General features: G+C 57.1%; 13 protein-coding genes. 10 read left to right on the top strand and 3 right to left on the bottom strand.

Going from position 1 to position 15,065, the window contains the following annotated elements; all coding sequences use genetic code 11:
• The 3 genes from AACR93_RS17585 to AACR93_RS17575 form a co-directional block, all read left to right on the top strand.
• The coding region (locus AACR93_RS17585; RefSeq protein WP_043851504.1) for a VWA domain-containing protein at window positions 1–2,788 on the top strand (2,788 nt) is incomplete at its 5' end.
• A gap of 85 nt (window positions 2,789–2,873) precedes the next feature.
• Complete coding sequence (locus tag AACR93_RS17580; RefSeq protein WP_043851503.1) at window positions 2,874–3,434, top strand: hypothetical protein; 561 nt, start codon at window positions 2,874–2,876, stop codon at window positions 3,432–3,434.
• A gap of 56 nt (window positions 3,435–3,490) precedes the next feature.
• Window positions 3,491–4,201: an SIMPL domain-containing protein gene (locus AACR93_RS17575; RefSeq protein WP_043851502.1), complete on the top strand. Its 711-nt coding sequence runs from the start codon at window positions 3,491–3,493 to the stop codon at window positions 4,199–4,201.
• A gap of 111 nt (window positions 4,202–4,312) precedes the next feature.
• On the opposite strand, the gene ahpF is transcribed toward AACR93_RS17575, so the two are convergent.
• The 3 genes from ahpF to AACR93_RS17560 form a co-directional block, all read right to left on the bottom strand.
• Window positions 4,313–5,893: an alkyl hydroperoxide reductase subunit F gene (gene ahpF / locus AACR93_RS17570; protein ID WP_043851501.1), complete on the bottom strand. Its 1,581-nt coding sequence runs from the start codon at window positions 5,891–5,893 to the stop codon at window positions 4,313–4,315.
• Window positions 5,894–6,017: 124 nt separating this feature from the next.
• A complete protein-coding gene (ahpC, locus tag AACR93_RS17565; protein ID WP_005299724.1) occupies window positions 6,018–6,584 on the bottom strand; it encodes an alkyl hydroperoxide reductase subunit C in 567 nt (188 codons plus the stop codon).
• Window positions 6,585–7,397: 813 nt separating this feature from the next.
• Complete coding sequence (locus AACR93_RS17560; RefSeq protein ID WP_040066530.1) at window positions 7,398–7,844, bottom strand: CBS domain-containing protein; 447 nt, start codon at window positions 7,842–7,844, stop codon at window positions 7,398–7,400.
• Between the two features lie 230 nt (window positions 7,845–8,074).
• Between AACR93_RS17560 and queA the strand changes: the two genes are divergently transcribed.
• The 7 genes from queA to nlpI all read left to right on the top strand — a co-directional run bounded on the left by queA (window position 8,075) and on the right by nlpI (window position 15,041).
• Window positions 8,075–9,127 carry a tRNA preQ1(34) S-adenosylmethionine ribosyltransferase-isomerase QueA gene (gene queA / locus AACR93_RS17555; protein ID WP_042033560.1) on the top strand — a complete coding sequence of 351 codons (1,053 nt, stop codon included), beginning with the start codon at window positions 8,075–8,077 and terminating at the stop codon, window positions 9,125–9,127.
• A 71-nt stretch (window positions 9,128–9,198) separates the two neighbouring features.
• Window positions 9,199–10,335 carry a tRNA guanosine(34) transglycosylase Tgt gene (gene tgt / locus AACR93_RS17550; protein WP_041207406.1) on the top strand — a complete coding sequence of 379 codons (1,137 nt, stop codon included), beginning with the start codon at window positions 9,199–9,201 and terminating at the stop codon, window positions 10,333–10,335.
• 50 nt (window positions 10,336–10,385) lie between these two features.
• Entirely contained in the window at window positions 10,386–10,721 is a 336-nt protein-coding gene (gene yajC / locus AACR93_RS17545; RefSeq protein ID WP_041207407.1) for a preprotein translocase subunit YajC, read from the top strand.
• A gap of 18 nt (window positions 10,722–10,739) precedes the next feature.
• Complete coding sequence (secD, locus tag AACR93_RS17540) at window positions 10,740–12,593, top strand: protein translocase subunit SecD (protein WP_041207408.1); 1,854 nt, start codon at window positions 10,740–10,742, stop codon at window positions 12,591–12,593.
• A 10-nt stretch (window positions 12,594–12,603) separates the two neighbouring features.
• On the top strand, window positions 12,604–13,551 hold the full coding sequence (gene secF, locus AACR93_RS17535; protein WP_033114488.1) for a protein translocase subunit SecF: 948 nt from the start codon (window positions 12,604–12,606) through the stop codon (window positions 13,549–13,551).
• A gap of 86 nt (window positions 13,552–13,637) precedes the next feature.
• Window positions 13,638–14,006: a rhodanese-like domain-containing protein gene (locus AACR93_RS17530; RefSeq protein WP_033114489.1), complete on the top strand. Its 369-nt coding sequence runs from the start codon at window positions 13,638–13,640 to the stop codon at window positions 14,004–14,006.
• A gap of 90 nt (window positions 14,007–14,096) precedes the next feature.
• Complete coding sequence (nlpI, locus tag AACR93_RS17525) at window positions 14,097–15,041, top strand: lipoprotein NlpI (RefSeq protein ID WP_280136025.1); 945 nt, start codon at window positions 14,097–14,099, stop codon at window positions 15,039–15,041.
• The last annotated feature ends 24 nt before the right edge of the window (window positions 15,042–15,065 follow it).

Genomic DNA, 15,065 nt, shown 5'->3' with positions numbered 1-15,065 from the left:
CTTCAAGGACGATGGCCCGAGTGCCTCGGCCAAGGCGGCAGTCAGTGCTGGTGCAACTCTGGATGAAAGCGGCGGGTTTGATGCAATCGACATCAGCAGCAGCGCCATTAGCGGTCTGTTTAATGCCCCGGTGCATGGTACTGATGGCGCAGGCAGCGTGCAGTACAGCCTGAGTGCGACAGCGGGAGCCCGCACCGGCCTGTGGCTGGCGGGACAAAGTGGCAGCGCCAGCGAAATCAAACTGGTGGCCGTGGCCAACGGTTATGAAGGATGGACCGGCGGTAGCACCAGTGGCACCAAGGCCTTCAGCGTGCTGATAGACAGCAGCGGCAAGGTGACGGTGACCCAGTATGCGGCGCTGGAGCACGGTGTGGATGGCAGCAGTACGAGTGACCATGACGACAGCGTGTCGCTGGCGTCAGCGGCGGCCATCAAGGTGGTACAGACTGTCACCGACCGTGATGGCGACAGCACCACGGCGACCAGTGCGAGCGGGCTGGATATCGCCTTCAAGGACGATGGTCCGATTGCTGTGGCTGATACCATTACCAGTGGCACTAATGGCACAGTCAACCTGGTGTTGGTTATCGATAGCTCAGGCAGTATTGGTAATACCAATATGCAGGTTATCAAGGATGCTGTAACGAATCTGATGAACAGCTATGGCAACTCGCTGGTCAAAGTGATGCTGGTTGATTTTGATAGTTCGGCAACAGTCAAGAGTGTCGGCAGTCAGGTATGGCTGACCAAGGATCAGGTAACTGGTCAGCTGACTAGCATCTCTTCTGGCGGTTCCACGGACTACGATGATGCTTTGCAAGCGGTTAGGGACAATTATGGGACACCGCCTTCCGCTGATAACACCTTTGTATTTTTCATTTCGGATGGAGTGCCCAGTTCGGCTGATGAGGCAATTAACGCCACAGAGCGCAATGACTGGACGAACTTCCTGACACAAAAAGGCATTGATGGTGCATATGCCGTGGGGATTGGCTCAACCAGCGTACTTGATGCCGACCTGCAAAGTGTCGCGTGGTCACCGAGTGGTGCTCACAACAACAATGTGGTGGTGATCAATACAGCGGGTCAGCTGTCGGGAACACTGACCAACCTGACACAGGTAATTGATGGCAATGTAACAACCAATGACAGTGCAGGAGCCGACGGTTTTGGTACGCCCAAGCTGGTTTCTGTGGAGTACAACGGAACAACCTACACCTTCAATAACAGCAATACCTCTTTCACTATTGCATTGGGTACCAACAAGGGCTCCCTCTACATTGAAAATGATGGTGACTATCGATTCACCCCGCCATCAGGGGGGGCAGAGGGGGCGCCTGTCGAAGTCACTTACAAGATTAAAGATGGCGATGGAGATACCAGCAGTGCCAAGTTAACCATTATCAATCCGGTCTTGGTGGTTGGTAGCAATGCCAATGACACAGGTTCTGGGGTCAGCACTGCCATTGACGATCACGTTCGTCCCAACCCTCTTCTTGCTCCGGATGTGGATGGCGCAATATTGGGTGGCGTCGGGGCAGATGTGTTGATCGGTGATGTCGGCGGGGTGACTTCGGGTAGTTACAACCTGACATTTATGGTCGATATGTCAGGGAGTATCAGCAACTCGGAATTCCAGTTGATGAAAGATGCCATCAACAACTTGCTGGCCAAGTTCAGTGGTATTGCGCAACTGCAAGTCGAGATTGGTACGTTTGCAGATAACAGCAAATATGTTGGTACCTACTCCTCCGTTTCTGCCGCTCAGCAGGCTGTCAGCAATCTAGTGCAGTCGGGTGGAGGCACTAATTACGAAGCAGCCTTGAAACAACTCAATACAATGATGACCGGGGATCCAGCCGCGAATCATAAATATGTCTACTTCCTCACAGATGGGGAGCCGACTGCAGGGAGCTGGACCAATTCTGCGCAGATTGCGACCGGTATAGCGACCCTGAGTGCACTGTCTGCCTCGGATGTGGTGATTAATGCGGTCGGGATTGGGGTGCCATCCGGTGCATCATTTGGCAATAACCTCAATGCGATCGACAACACTGCAGACAACTACCTCGCCGTAGACAGCTTTGATGACCTGTCTAGTGGCTTGGGATCGCTGTTTACCGCTGTTAGTGTCGGCTCTGACCTGTTGCAGGGCGGTGCAGGCAACGACGTGATTTTTGGTGACAGTATTCATGCAGACAATACGGATGGCGGCTGGTTCGAGTTTGTAGCAGACAATCCGGGCAAGAGTGGTGGGCAATTGCTCAACGAACTTTACAGCCAGCATGCAGAGTATGGTAAGGAAGGTGCGGTTGGTGGTGATGACACCCTTGAAGGTGGCGATGGGAATGATGTGCTCTATGGCCAAAAAGGCAATGACATCCTGATTGGCGGTGACGGTATCGACATTCTGGTTGGCGGGACCGGGTCTGACACCCTCACAGGCGGTGCCGGCAAGGACACCTTCAAGTGGGGTGCTGGAGATGTGGGTGGCACCGATGTCATCAAGGACTTCACCACCGGAACTGGCGGCGATGTGCTGGATATCAGCGAGTTGCTCAGCGGCGAACATGCCAACAAGACTTCGCTCGATGCTTATCTCACCTTCACCACAGGTCCGGGCACTGGCAAGTCAACACTCACTATCGATCTGGATGGCTCGGGCAGCGGCAGTACGACCCACGTTATCCAGTTTGACAACATCGACCTGACACTGGGAGGAACACGCAATGACCAGACCATCATTGAAGACCTGTTGAATCAGGGCAATCTGAAGGTTGATCCGTAATCTTGTCTTGGGGCCGGGCTTGCCTGGCCCCTGTTTTTTCCCCTGAGGGATGGATAAGATAGCAGCAGTAGAGGAGAGGGGCGTCATGCAGTCATTCAACTGGGTCGACATTGATGGTATCCGTTATAGCTGGGATGGGCAGGGAACCATTACCTGCGCAGGCCAGTTTGGTTATCAGGCATCGATCGCGGGGGATCAGCTGGATGGCGTGGAGATCGAGAACGACGCCGGTGATGTGGCTGGCTCGCTCAGTGTCGATTTTGCCGCAGCATCGATCACCTATACCCCGGCAATGGATGCTGAAGAGTCTCATGGCGTCATCCTCGTAGGGCATGATCTGGGTCAGCAGGAGTACTCGCTGGCCAGTCTCTACTCCCCGCAGCTGCAGGATCTGCTGGGGCACTCCGAGACTATTCCCTGGTCTGTGGCAATGGAGGAGAGTGTACCGACAGAGGTTCACTCCCAGCCACAAGGACATATTCTGTCGTGGGATTCGTTTCACTTTGATGACGAGGTGCTGGTCGCGCAGGTCAGCAACACAGCAGCATCTGCAGGGGGAGAGCAGGAGTCCGCCCCGGTTGTCACCATCAGCCTTGATCTGACCAATCAGGTGCTGGATCAGATCCCGCCACTGCACGATATATGAATCTCACTTTGCTGCGGGCATAATGGCCTCAATCTTGTTGATTGAGGCTTTTTTCTATGTGGCGTCCCCTTCTTACCCTGTCGGCTCTGGTTGTCAGTGCCCCCCTGTTTGCCCTTGAAGTGCCGCAAGCGCCCCATCTGGTGGTGAGTGGTTACGCTGAGCAGAAGGTGGAGCCGGATATGCTGACGCTCAATGTGTCGGTTACCGCGCTGGAAAAGCAGGGGCTCAAGGCCAAGCAGCTGGTCGATACCAAGGTTGCCGCGTTTTTTGGTCAGCTTGAAGGGCTGGGCATCAAGCGCTCCGATGTGGAGGCCGGTAATCTGGTGGTCTCTCCCGAGTATCAATATGCCGAGAACAAGAAACCCGAGCTGCTCGGGTACCGTGCCCAGCGTCAGCTGGCGGTCAAGCTTTACCAGCTCGACAAGCTGAGCCAGCTGATGGATACCGCACTCAAAGCCGGGCTCGAGTCAGTATCGCAAATCGAATATGGCCTGAAATCGCCGCAAACCGTCAAGGAGCAGGCGAGACTGGGAGCGGTGGAAGATGCCAAGAGCAAGGCCGAGTCGCTGGCCAAGGCGTTTGGCATGAAGCTGGGCAAGGTGTATAGCGTGGAGTATCGCAACGCATCTCCGATACCGGTCTATAGCCAAAACCTCAGGGTAAAGACGATGATGGCCGCGCCTGCAGCGGATATGGCTGCCAACAGCTATCAACAGCAGCAGATCACGGTTACTGACAATATCGACGCCGTTTTCCTGCTCGAATGATGCTGATGGCGTGATTGATGAAAACCCGCACCTGTTGCGGGTTTTTTTATGAGGCAACAGATGCAAAAAAGCCGACACGCAGGGTGTCGGCTTGTGCATTTGGCGGGGCTATCAGGCGGTGACTGCGTCAGCCTTGCTCGCCTGCGGGGCCGGATTGCGAATGAGGTAATCAAACGCTCCCAGCGCGGCGGTCGCTCCGGCGCCCATGGAGATGATGATCTGCTTGAACGGCACCGTGGTGGCGTCCCCTGCGGCGTAGACGCCGGGCAGGGAGGTAGCGCCCCTGGTGTCGATCTCGATCTCGCCAAAGCGGGTCAGGGCCACGTCGCTCCCCTTGAGGAACTCGGTGTTCGGCACCAGACCAATCTGGACGAAGATGCCGGCCACCGCCAGATGCTTGATCTCGCCGGTGGTGCGATCTTCGTAATCCATGCCCACCACCTTGCTGCCATCACCGATCACTTCGGTGGTGCGGGCGCTCATGATGATGTCGATGTTGGCCATGGAGCGGGCCTTCTTCTGCAATACCTCGTCGGCACGCAGAGTATCGGCGAACTCCACCACGGTGACGTGATCGACGATGCCAGCCAGATCGATGGCCGCCTCGATACCGGAGTTACCGCCCCCGATCACCGCAACCCGCTTGCCCTTGAAGAAGGGGCCGTCACAGTGCGGGCAGTAGGCCACGCCCTTGGTGCGGTACTCCAGCTCGCCCGGCACGTTCAGGTCGCGCCAGCGCGCGCCGGTGGCGAGAATGACCGAGCGGCTTTTCAAGGTGGCGCCAGAGGCGAGATCCACATTGACGTAGCCATCACGGCTGATGGCGGCAGCGCGCTGCTCGGTGATCACTTCCACGCCGTACTGCTTGACGTGCTGCTCCAGGCTGGCGGCCAGCTTGGGGCCTTCGGTGTAGGGCACGGATATGAAGTTCTCGATGCCGACAGTGTCCATCACCTGGCCACCGAAACGCTCGGCGACGATGGCGGTGCTAATGCCCTTGCGAGCGGCATAGATGGCGGCGGCGGCGCCAGCCGGGCCACCACCGACGACCAGCACGTCGTAAGGTGCTTTTTCGCTCAGCTCCTCAGCTTTGCGCTCGGCGGCGCCGGTGTCGAGCTTGGCGACGATCTCTTCCAGCGAAATGCGGCCCTGGCTGAACGGCTGACCGTTCAGGTAGACGTTCGGTACCGCCATGATCTGACGCTCGTTGACCTCATCCTGGAACAGGGCTCCATCGATCATGGTGTGGGTGATGCCAGGGTTGAGGGTCGCCATCAGGTTCAGCGCCTGCACCACGTCCGGGCAGTTGTGGCAGGAGAGCGAAATATAGGTCTCGAAGTGGAACTCACCCTTGAGATTGCGGATCTGCTCCTGCACGGCCGCATCGGCCTTGGAGGGGTGACCGCCGCTTTGCAGCAGGGCGAGTACCAGCGAGGTAAATTCATGACCCATGGGGATGCCGGCAAAATGAACGCGCGGGGCCTGGCCCTGCGGCGCGACGCTCATGGAAGGCTTGCGGGCATTGGTGCCATCGGTCAGAGAAATCTTGGGGGACATCCCGGCGATCTCGCTGGCCAGTGCCAGCAGTTCGGCGGATTTGTCGCTGTCATTGCCGGACACGCTGATCTCGATGGGATTGACGATGTACTGCAAGTAACCGTTGAGTTGCTGTTTGAGGTTGGTATCTAACATGGTCGAATTCCTTCTTGTGATTGCGGGTCGGCGTTTTGTCAGGCCAGAAAGCAGACCGGCGCCTTTTCTGAGGGCCGTAAACAAGACCGGCCCTTGAACGGGCCGGTCTTCAGAGCGGGGAGGCTTAGATTTTGCCTACCAGATCTAGGGACGGGGCCAGGGTGGCGTCGCCTTCTTTCCACTTGGCCGGGCATACTTCACCCGGGTGAGCGGCAACGTACTGGGCAGCCTTGACCTTGCGCAGCAGCTCCAGTGCGTCACGGCCGATGCCGCCAGCGTTGATCTCGACGATCTGGATGATGCCCTGCGGGTCGATGACGAAGGTACCGCGGTCAGCCAGACCGGCTTCTTCGATCATCACGCCGAAGTTGCGGGTGATGGTGCCGGTGGGGTCGCCAATCATCGGGTACTGGATCTTCTGGATGGTGTCAGAAGTGTCGTGCCAGGCCTTGTGGGTGAAGTGGGTGTCGGTAGAGACAGCGTAGATCTCGACGCCCAGCTTCTGGAATTCGGCGTAGTTGTCAGCCAGGTCGCCCAGCTCGGTCGGGCAGACGAAGGTGAAGTCAGCCGGGTAGAAGAACACCACGGACCACTTGCCTTTCAGGTCAGCGTCAGACACCTGAACGAATTTGCCATTGTGGTAGGCGGTAGCGTTGAACGGCTTGATTTCAGTGTTGATGTAAGTAGACATGGATTTGCTCCTTGGTGATATACATGTGCCTGTCCGGGTTTGCAGAGTCGTGCCGGACGAGGCGTTTAACTTTCGATGGAGTCATCATAGGAGGATGTTCTAATCGATTAAAGTCACAAAATTGAATTGCTTTAATCGGTATATTGGATTTATACGCGGTGGCCTATCGTCGGTGCCGCTGGTAGCAACAGTCGGGCATCCCCCTCGCAAGGCCGCTTGCTGCCGTCAAAGAGGGGGTTGCAGACCAAATCGGTCGCTATAAATCAAATTTATGGGTTTGGTGAGAATGACCCGATTTTAATTTATACCTCCCCGATGCCCGGCAAAAAGAGGTAGTGAGGGTTTGCCGAAAGTACATGAGGATATCGCCCGATCTGGGGTATCGCGCTGTCAGCTGTATCAGGAGCAAAGGAGAGCGGCACAAGCAGCAAGAGGGAAGGCGGGGGGAGAAAGCAGAAGCCGACCCGAACTGGCGCAAGCGGGCTGCGCGTTTTGCGCAGATAAAAAAATCCCGGCGCTATCGCAACGATAAAGCCGGGTCATCAAACAAGGAATGGCTATATAAACAAATGCTTTACAGCAAAGACTAACTACGGGGTGTGCAAACTTGCAGACATATGAGAGGAAGAGGATGGGTGCACACTCCTTCATCTCCCCCTCGGCAACTATTGCATGAGGGGGATAATAGTGTGATGGAGATCACATGGCAAGCAATTGGTGTAATTTTTCAGTCAAAATGAAACACTTTCACCTTTATTGCTCTTTTTTACTGCTGAAAACGCTTTTTCTGTAATTTAATTACAGTTTGTTGTGTCAAAAATCGGTGGGTGGCTCCTGCTCTTCCATCAATTCCAGCAGGTTGATGGCCACCGAGATGAAGTCCGACTCGGTGACGATGCCGATGAGCTTGCGTCCCTTGAGTACCGGCAGACAGCCATACCGGTGGCGCTGCAGATAGAGCGCTGCCTCCTTGATGCCGGCATGGGGATCCACGCTCGCAACCTGGCGGGTCATGATCTCGTCAAGGTGGACGCTGTCGGTAAACTCCGCCTCCCGCTCCGGGCTTATCAGCAGCAGCTTGGATTCGCGGGTGGCCAGGATGTCGGTGAGGGTGACCAGCCCCTGCAGATGGTGGTGTTCGTCAACGATGGGAATGTGGCGGATCCGCTCCTGCTGCATCAGATCCATCGCCTGTTTGACGCTGTTCTCCGGCCCCAGGGTAAAGGGATGTTCCGTCATGATTTCGGATATGGTCATCATGGTAGGCCTCCTGATTGCATTGGTTTTTCTTCTCCGCCTGTCTCCACCCTAGCCCAGCCATGGGTGGCAAAACATGATCAGGGTCAATACAAAACATTAAAGAGTCATTAACCGGTTGGTGGTCACAAAATTGCCCGCTACCCCTTGTCTCTCTTGGGTTTTTGGTCTTTTGGGTTGCCTTGGAAGATGGGGATAACTAGACTAGCCGCCGATTCCCCCCGAGGTGAAAGATGCAAGTATCCGATTTTCATTTTGATCTGCCAGACGAGCTGATTGCCCGCTATCCGATGGCGGAGCGTACCGCCAGCCGTTTGTTGCAGCTCGACGGTCAAACCGGCGCCCTGCGCCACGGTCAATTTGTCGATGTGCTGGACCAGCTCAACCCGGGCGACCTGCTGGTATTCAACAACACCCGCGTCATTCCGGCCCGCATGTTTGGCCAGAAGGCCAGCGGCGGCAAGCTGGAGGTGCTGGTCGAGCGCATTCTGGACGAGCACAGCGTGCTGGCTCATGTGCGGGCCTCCAAGGCGCCCAAGCCGGGCACCCGGATGATCATGGATGGTGGTGTGGAAGCCGAGATGCGCGCCCGCCACGATGCCCTGTTCGAGATCCATTTCCTCGACGCCCGTCCGGTGCTGGAGATCCTGGAGGCCATCGGCCACATGCCGCTGCCCCCCTATATCGACCGTCCCGACGAGGATGCCGACAAGGAGCGCTACCAGACGGTCTACAACCAGAAGCCGGGCGCCGTCGCTGCGCCGACCGCCGGTCTGCACTTTGACGAGCCGCTGCTTGAGAAAATTCGGGCCAAGGGGGTTGAAACTGCCTTTGTCACCCTGCATGTAGGGGCGGGGACTTTCCAGCCGGTGCGGGTGGAGAAGATTGAAGATCACCATATGCACTCCGAGTATGCCGAAGTGCCGCAAGAGGTGGTCGATGCCATTGCCGCTACCCGTGCGCGCGGCGGTCGGGTGATTGCCGTTGGCACCACCTCGGTCCGTTCGCTGGAGAGCGCCGCCAAAGTGACTCTGGCGCAGGGCAAGCCGCTGGCGCCCTTTTTTGGCGACACCGACATATTCATCTTCCCGGGCTACCAGTTCCAGATTGTCGATGCCATGGTGACCAACTTCCACCTGCCGGAGTCGACCCTGATCATGCTGGTCAGCGCCTTCGCCGGGTATGATAACGTGATGACCGCCTACCAGGCCGCCGTGGCCGGGCAGTACCGTTTCTTCAGCTACGGGGACGCCATGTTCGTCACCCGTCGCCGGGGCGAGGCATAAGCTTCGCCTTTTATAGCGGGCCGAATGGCCTTTAATTGTCAGACTGTTTCTCTGACTGAATCGAGGTAGCAATGAAATTTGAACTGAAAACCACCGACGGCCGTGCCCGTCGCGGTCAGCTGGTATTCGAGCGTGGCACCGTGCAGACTCCGGCCTTTATGCCGGTCGGTACCTACGGCACCGTCAAGGGGATGACCCCGGAAGAGGTGCGTGAGACCGGTGCCCAGATCCTGCTTGGCAACACCTTCCACCTCTGGCTGCGTCCGGGTCAGGAAGTGATGCGTGCCCATGGTGATCTGCATGACTTCATGAATTGGCAGGGCCCGATCCTGACCGACTCCGGTGGTTTCCAGGTATTCAGCCTGGGCGACATCCGCAAGATCACCGAGGCGGGCGTCCACTTCCGCCACCCCATCAATGGCGAGAAGATTTTCCTCGACCCCGAGAAGTCCATGGAGATCCAGTACGATCTGGGCTCCGACATCGTGATGATCTTCGACGAGTGCACCCCGTATCCGGCCACTTACGAAGAAGCGCGCAAGTCGATGGAGATGTCCCTGCGCTGGGCCAAGCGCTCCCGCGACAAGTTCGACGCTCTTGGCAACAAGAATGCCCTGTTCGGCATCATCCAGGGCTCCGTCTACGAGCCGCTGCGCGACGTATCGCTGGAAGGTCTGCTGGAGATCGGCTTTGACGGTTACGCGGTCGGTGGTCTGGCGGTGGGTGAGCCCAAAGAGGACATGCACCGCATCCTTGAGCACGTCTGCCCGAAAATCCCGGCCGACAAGCCGCGCTACCTGATGGGGGTGGGCAAGCCGGAAGATCTGGTGGAAGGGGTTCGCCGCGGTATCGACATGTTCGACTGCGTGATGCCGACCCGCAACGCCCGCAACGGTCATCTCTTTACCACCGATGGCGTGGTCAAGATCCGCAATGCGAAGTATCGCAACGACACCAGTACCCTGGATGCTGACTGCGATTGCTACACCTGCAAGAACTACACCCGCAGCTATTTGCACCATCTGGACAAGTGCAACGAGATCCTCGGTGCCCGTCTGAATACTATCCATAACCTGCGTTACTACCAGCGTGTTATGCAGGGTTTGCGGGACGCGATCGAGCAGGGTAAATTAGACGACTTTGTAACAGAGTTTTACCGTCGGCAAGGGAAGCCCGTGCCTCCGTTAGCTGTAAATGACGTTAAATAACAATAATTTATAATCTGGTTTTCAAATCTACATCAATAAGAGGTTGTTAAATGAGCATTATCTCCAAGGCGTATGCAGAAGGCGCAGCTCCGGCGGCACAGGGTGGTGGCATGGAAATGATCATCATGCTGGCCGTATTCGGTCTCATCTTCTATTTCATGATCTACCGTCCCCAGGCCAAGCGCGCCAAAGATCATCGCAATCTGATGACCTCTCTCTCCAAGGGTGACGAAGTGCTCACCTCCGGTGGTCTGGTTGGCAAGATTGCCAAAGTGGCTGCCGACAGCGATTACCTGGTGATCGCCCTGAACGACCAGACTCAAGTCACCATCAAAAAGGACTTCGTTTCTGCCGTTCTGCCCAAGGGTTCTATCCAGTCCCTTTAATCTCCCAAGGAGCACAGCGTGTTGAATCGCTATCCGCTGTGGAAATACCTGATGGTGATCGTGGTGATCGCCATCGGTTTTCTATATGCAGCCCCCAATCTTTACGGCGAAGACCCGGCCTTGCAGGTTTCTGCCAGCCGTGGTGCCGAAGTCAAGCTAGATACCCTTGACCTGGTGAAAGAGAGTCTCGATGAGGCCAAGATCCCGGTCAAACATGCTGCGTTCGAGCACGGTCTGATCCTGATCCGTTTCAAGAACACCGAAGATCAGCTCAAGGCGCGCGATATCGTCGCCAACAAGCTGGGTGACAACTTCATTACCGCTCTCAACCTTGCCCCCTCTACTCCTGCCTGGCTCGAAGCCATTGGTGCCAACCCGCTCAAGCTGGGTCTGGACCTGCGCGGTGGTGTGCACTTCCTGATGGAAGTGGACATGGCCGAGGCGCTGACCAAGCAGCAAGAGCAGATGGTGCAGGATTTCCGCTCCGAGCTGCGTACCCAGAAGATCCGTTACTCCGGCGTGCGCCGGGTCGGTGACAAGGTACAGGTGGTATTTCGTGACGAAGCGGATCAAGAGCGTGCTGTCACCCATCTGCGCCGCCAGAACCCTGATTTGACCTTCACCACCGAGCAGAAAGGGGATGAATTCATCCTGATGGCCGGTCTGAGCGAAGCGAAGATCAAGGAAGTGAAGAAGTACGCCCTCGAGCAGAACATCACCATCATCCGTAACCGGGTCAACGAGCTGGGTGTCGCTGAGCCGCTGGTACAACAGCAAGGCGCCGAGCGCATTGTGGTTGAGCTGCCCGGTATCCAGGATACCGCCCGTGCCAAGGAGATCCTCGGCGCGACCGCGACCCTGGAGTTCCACATGGTTGACGAGACTGCCGACATTCAGGCTGCGGCCGACGGTCGTGTACCGCCGAGCTCCAAGGTCTACAACGATCGCAATGGTCGTCCTGTCGTGCTGCAAAAGCGGGTGATCCTGACCGGTGACCACATCGTGGGTGCCCAGTCCGGTTTCGACGAGTACAGCCGTCCCCAGGTCAACATCAAGCTTGATGGCCAGGGTGGCAACAAGATGGCCAACTTTACCAAGGACAACGTTGGTAAAGGGATGGCGACCGTCTTTATCGAGTACAAGCCGGTCGGTCAGCCGGGTCCGGATGGCAAGCGCAAGTTCCGCAAGCAGGAGGAGGTGATCAACGTCGCCACCATCCAGTCTCGCCTTGGCAGCCAGTTCCGCATCACAGGTATCGACAACGCCAACGAAGCCCACAACCTAGCGCTGCTGCTGCGTGCCGGTGCCCTGATCGCCCCGATCCAGATCGTGGAAGAGCGCACCATTGGCCCGAGCCTGGGTCAGCAGAACATCGACAGCGGTATGCAAGCCATCGGCTGGGCCATGCTGGTGATCGTGCTGTTCATGGGGATCTACTACCGTGCGTTCGGCTGGGTTGCCAACCTGGCGCTCTGTATGAACCTGGTGCTGATCGTCGGTATCATGTCGATGATCCCGGGGGCAACCATGACCCTGCCAGGCATCGCCGGTATCGTGCTGACGCTCGGTATGGCGGTGGATGCCAACGTGCTGATCTACGAGCGTATTCGTGAAGAGATCCGCAACGGCCGCGGGGTTCAGCAAGCCATCCATCTGGGCTTTGATCGGGCATTCTCGACCATCGCCGACTCCAACGTCACCTCGCTCATCACCTGTGTGATCCTGTTCGGTATCGGTACTGGCGCCATCAAGGGCTTTGCCCTGACGCTGGGCATTGGTCTGACCGCCTCCATGTTTACTGCCATCACGGTCTCCCGCGCCATTATCAACCTGGCTTGGGGTGGACGGCGCATCGACAAGTTGCCCATCTGAGGATAGAGAGATGTTTCAGATTCTACATTTTGAAAAACCGATCCCGTTTATGCGCTATGCCAAAACGGGTGTGGTCTTCTCTTCCGTGCTGATGGTGATCGCCCTCTTCTTTCTGTTTGATCGGGGCCTGAACTGGGGTCTGGACTTCACCGGTGGTACCACCATCGAAGTGGGGTTCCAGCAGTCGGTGAGCCTGGACAAGATGCACCAGGTACTGGAAGAGCAGAAGATTGAAGGGGCGAGCCTGCAACACTTCGGCTCCAGCCGTGATGTGCTGTTCCGCCTGACCCCGAAAGAGGGTGTCAAGGTAGAGGAGCAGGGTAACGAGGTGCTGGCTGCTGCCAAGCTGCTTGATCCCGGTGCCGTGCTCAAGCGCGTCGAGTTCGTCGGTCCCTCCGTGGGTGACGAGCTGGCGACCGATGGTGCACTGGCCATGCTGGCTTCCATCATCTGTATCCTGATCTACGTGGCGGTGCGCTTTGAATGGCGTCTGGCCATGGGCGGCATCCTCTCGCTGGTGCACGACGTGGTGATCACCCTGGGCGTCTTTGCCTACTTCCAGTACGAGTTCGACCTGACCGTACTGGCGGCATTGATGACCCTGGTGGGTTACTCCCTGAACGATACCATCGTGGTGTTCGACCGCTTGCGGGAGAACTTCCGCAAGGTACGCAAAGGGGATACCGACTACATCCTGGATCTCTCCATGACCGAGACCCTGAGTCGTACCATCATCACCTCCGGCCTCACCTTCGTGGTGGTGCTGGCGCTGCTGCTCAAGGGCGGCGCGCTGATCCACGGTTTTGCCGTGGCTATGGTGATCGGTGTGGCCTTCGGTACCTACTCCTCCATCTATGTGGCGAGTGCGTTTGCCATGTTCCTCGGCGTCAAGCGCGAGCACATGCTGCCAACCCAGGTAGAGAAAGAGGGTGCGGATCAACAGGAAATCCTGCCGTAAACCACGAAAGAGCGCCACAAGGCGCTCTTTTCTTTTTCGCTGTTGTCGTATGCTGACGCAGATGATTTCAACAAAAGGAGCTTGCCATGCAACATAATCCCCGTTTTCTGGCGCTGGTAGAAGGGATCCGCTCCCGCGTAGCCGAGACCGATGTTCACCAGATCAAGCGCTGGCAGGATGAGGGGCGCGCTTTTCATCTGATCGATGTGCGGGAAGAGAGCGAGTGGGCCAAAGGTCATCTGCCCGGCGCCCTCTATTTGGGCCGTGGCGTGATTGAGCGCGATATCGAGACCCGTTTTCCCGATGTCGATACCGAGCTTTACCTCTACTGTGGCGGCGGTTTTCGCTCCATTCTGGCGGCGGACAATCTGCAACAGATGGGTTATCGCAAGGTGATCAGCGTCGACGGTGGTTTTCGCGGCTGGCTGGAGGCCGGATACCCTGTCGAATCCTGATTTATTTGAGAGAGATAGGCTGAGCTACATGACAAAGCGACGGTTGACCTTTACCATATGCGGGGTCAAGCGTAAGCGTCGGAGTGTTCATTGAACGTCAGGAAAGGGATTGGATACCTCCTCGGTATCCTGTTGCTGCTCCCTATGTGGGGTTGCAGCAGTAGCAGTCAGGTTAATGCCCCTCAGGTTCCCAAGCCGCAGCCTGCATCTCTGGTGTTGGCGACCCCTTTGCAGGTCTCCTACCAGAGCGAGCTGGCGCTAGCTCGACTCGGGCAGATGCTCAGCGAGATGGAGTTGACCACGGAGCAGCGTGCCGAGCTGTTCTATGAGCGTGCAGTGGTCTTTGATCGCGTTGGTTTGCGCTCCCTTGCGCGGCTCGATTTCAACCGTGCCTTGCGGGAGAAGCCCGATTTCGCCGAAGCCTACAACTTCATCGGCGTCTATCTGGTGCAACAGCAGAATTATGACGAAGCCTACGAGGCATTCGATTCGGCGCTCGAACTGGCGCCCGATTACGACTATGCCTACCTGAACCGTGGCATTGCGCTCTACTACGGCAATCGCCCGGAGCTGGCAGCCGCCGATATGAAGCGCTTCTACGAGGCGCAGCCGGAAGACCCTTATCGGGTGATCTGGCTCTATCTGGCCGAGCAGAAACTCGATCCCGCAGCGGCCATGAGCCGGATGCGTGAGCGTCTCAACAAGTACGATGACGATGCCTGGAACTGGGATCTGGTTCGTCTCTACACCGGCGAGATGAATGCCACCGAGTTGATGGGCAATGTGGTCAAAGGGGTGAAGGATAACCGGGAGCTCGCCGAGCGCCTGTGCGAAACCTACTTCTATCTGGGCAAGTACGAGCTGGGTCGGGGCAACCGCAAGGAGGCGATCAGCTACTTCAAACTGGCGCTTTCCAACAACGTCTACGACTTCATCGAGCATCGCTATGCCTTGCTGGAGCTGGAGCTGATGGCACGCAAGCCGCTGCCTCCCGGCGCCCAGAGTGGCCAGAGCAAGAGCGACCGCCCCTCCTGAGGGAGCGTGAAAGTGTAAAAAAGG

Source organism: Aeromonas sp. L_1B5_3, assembly GCF_963866575.1.
Taxonomy (GTDB): domain Bacteria; phylum Pseudomonadota; class Gammaproteobacteria; order Enterobacterales; family Aeromonadaceae; genus Aeromonas; species Aeromonas jandaei.
The sequence above is the reverse complement of the archived record's forward strand: the minus strand, read 5'-3'. Positions and strand labels throughout refer to the sequence as shown.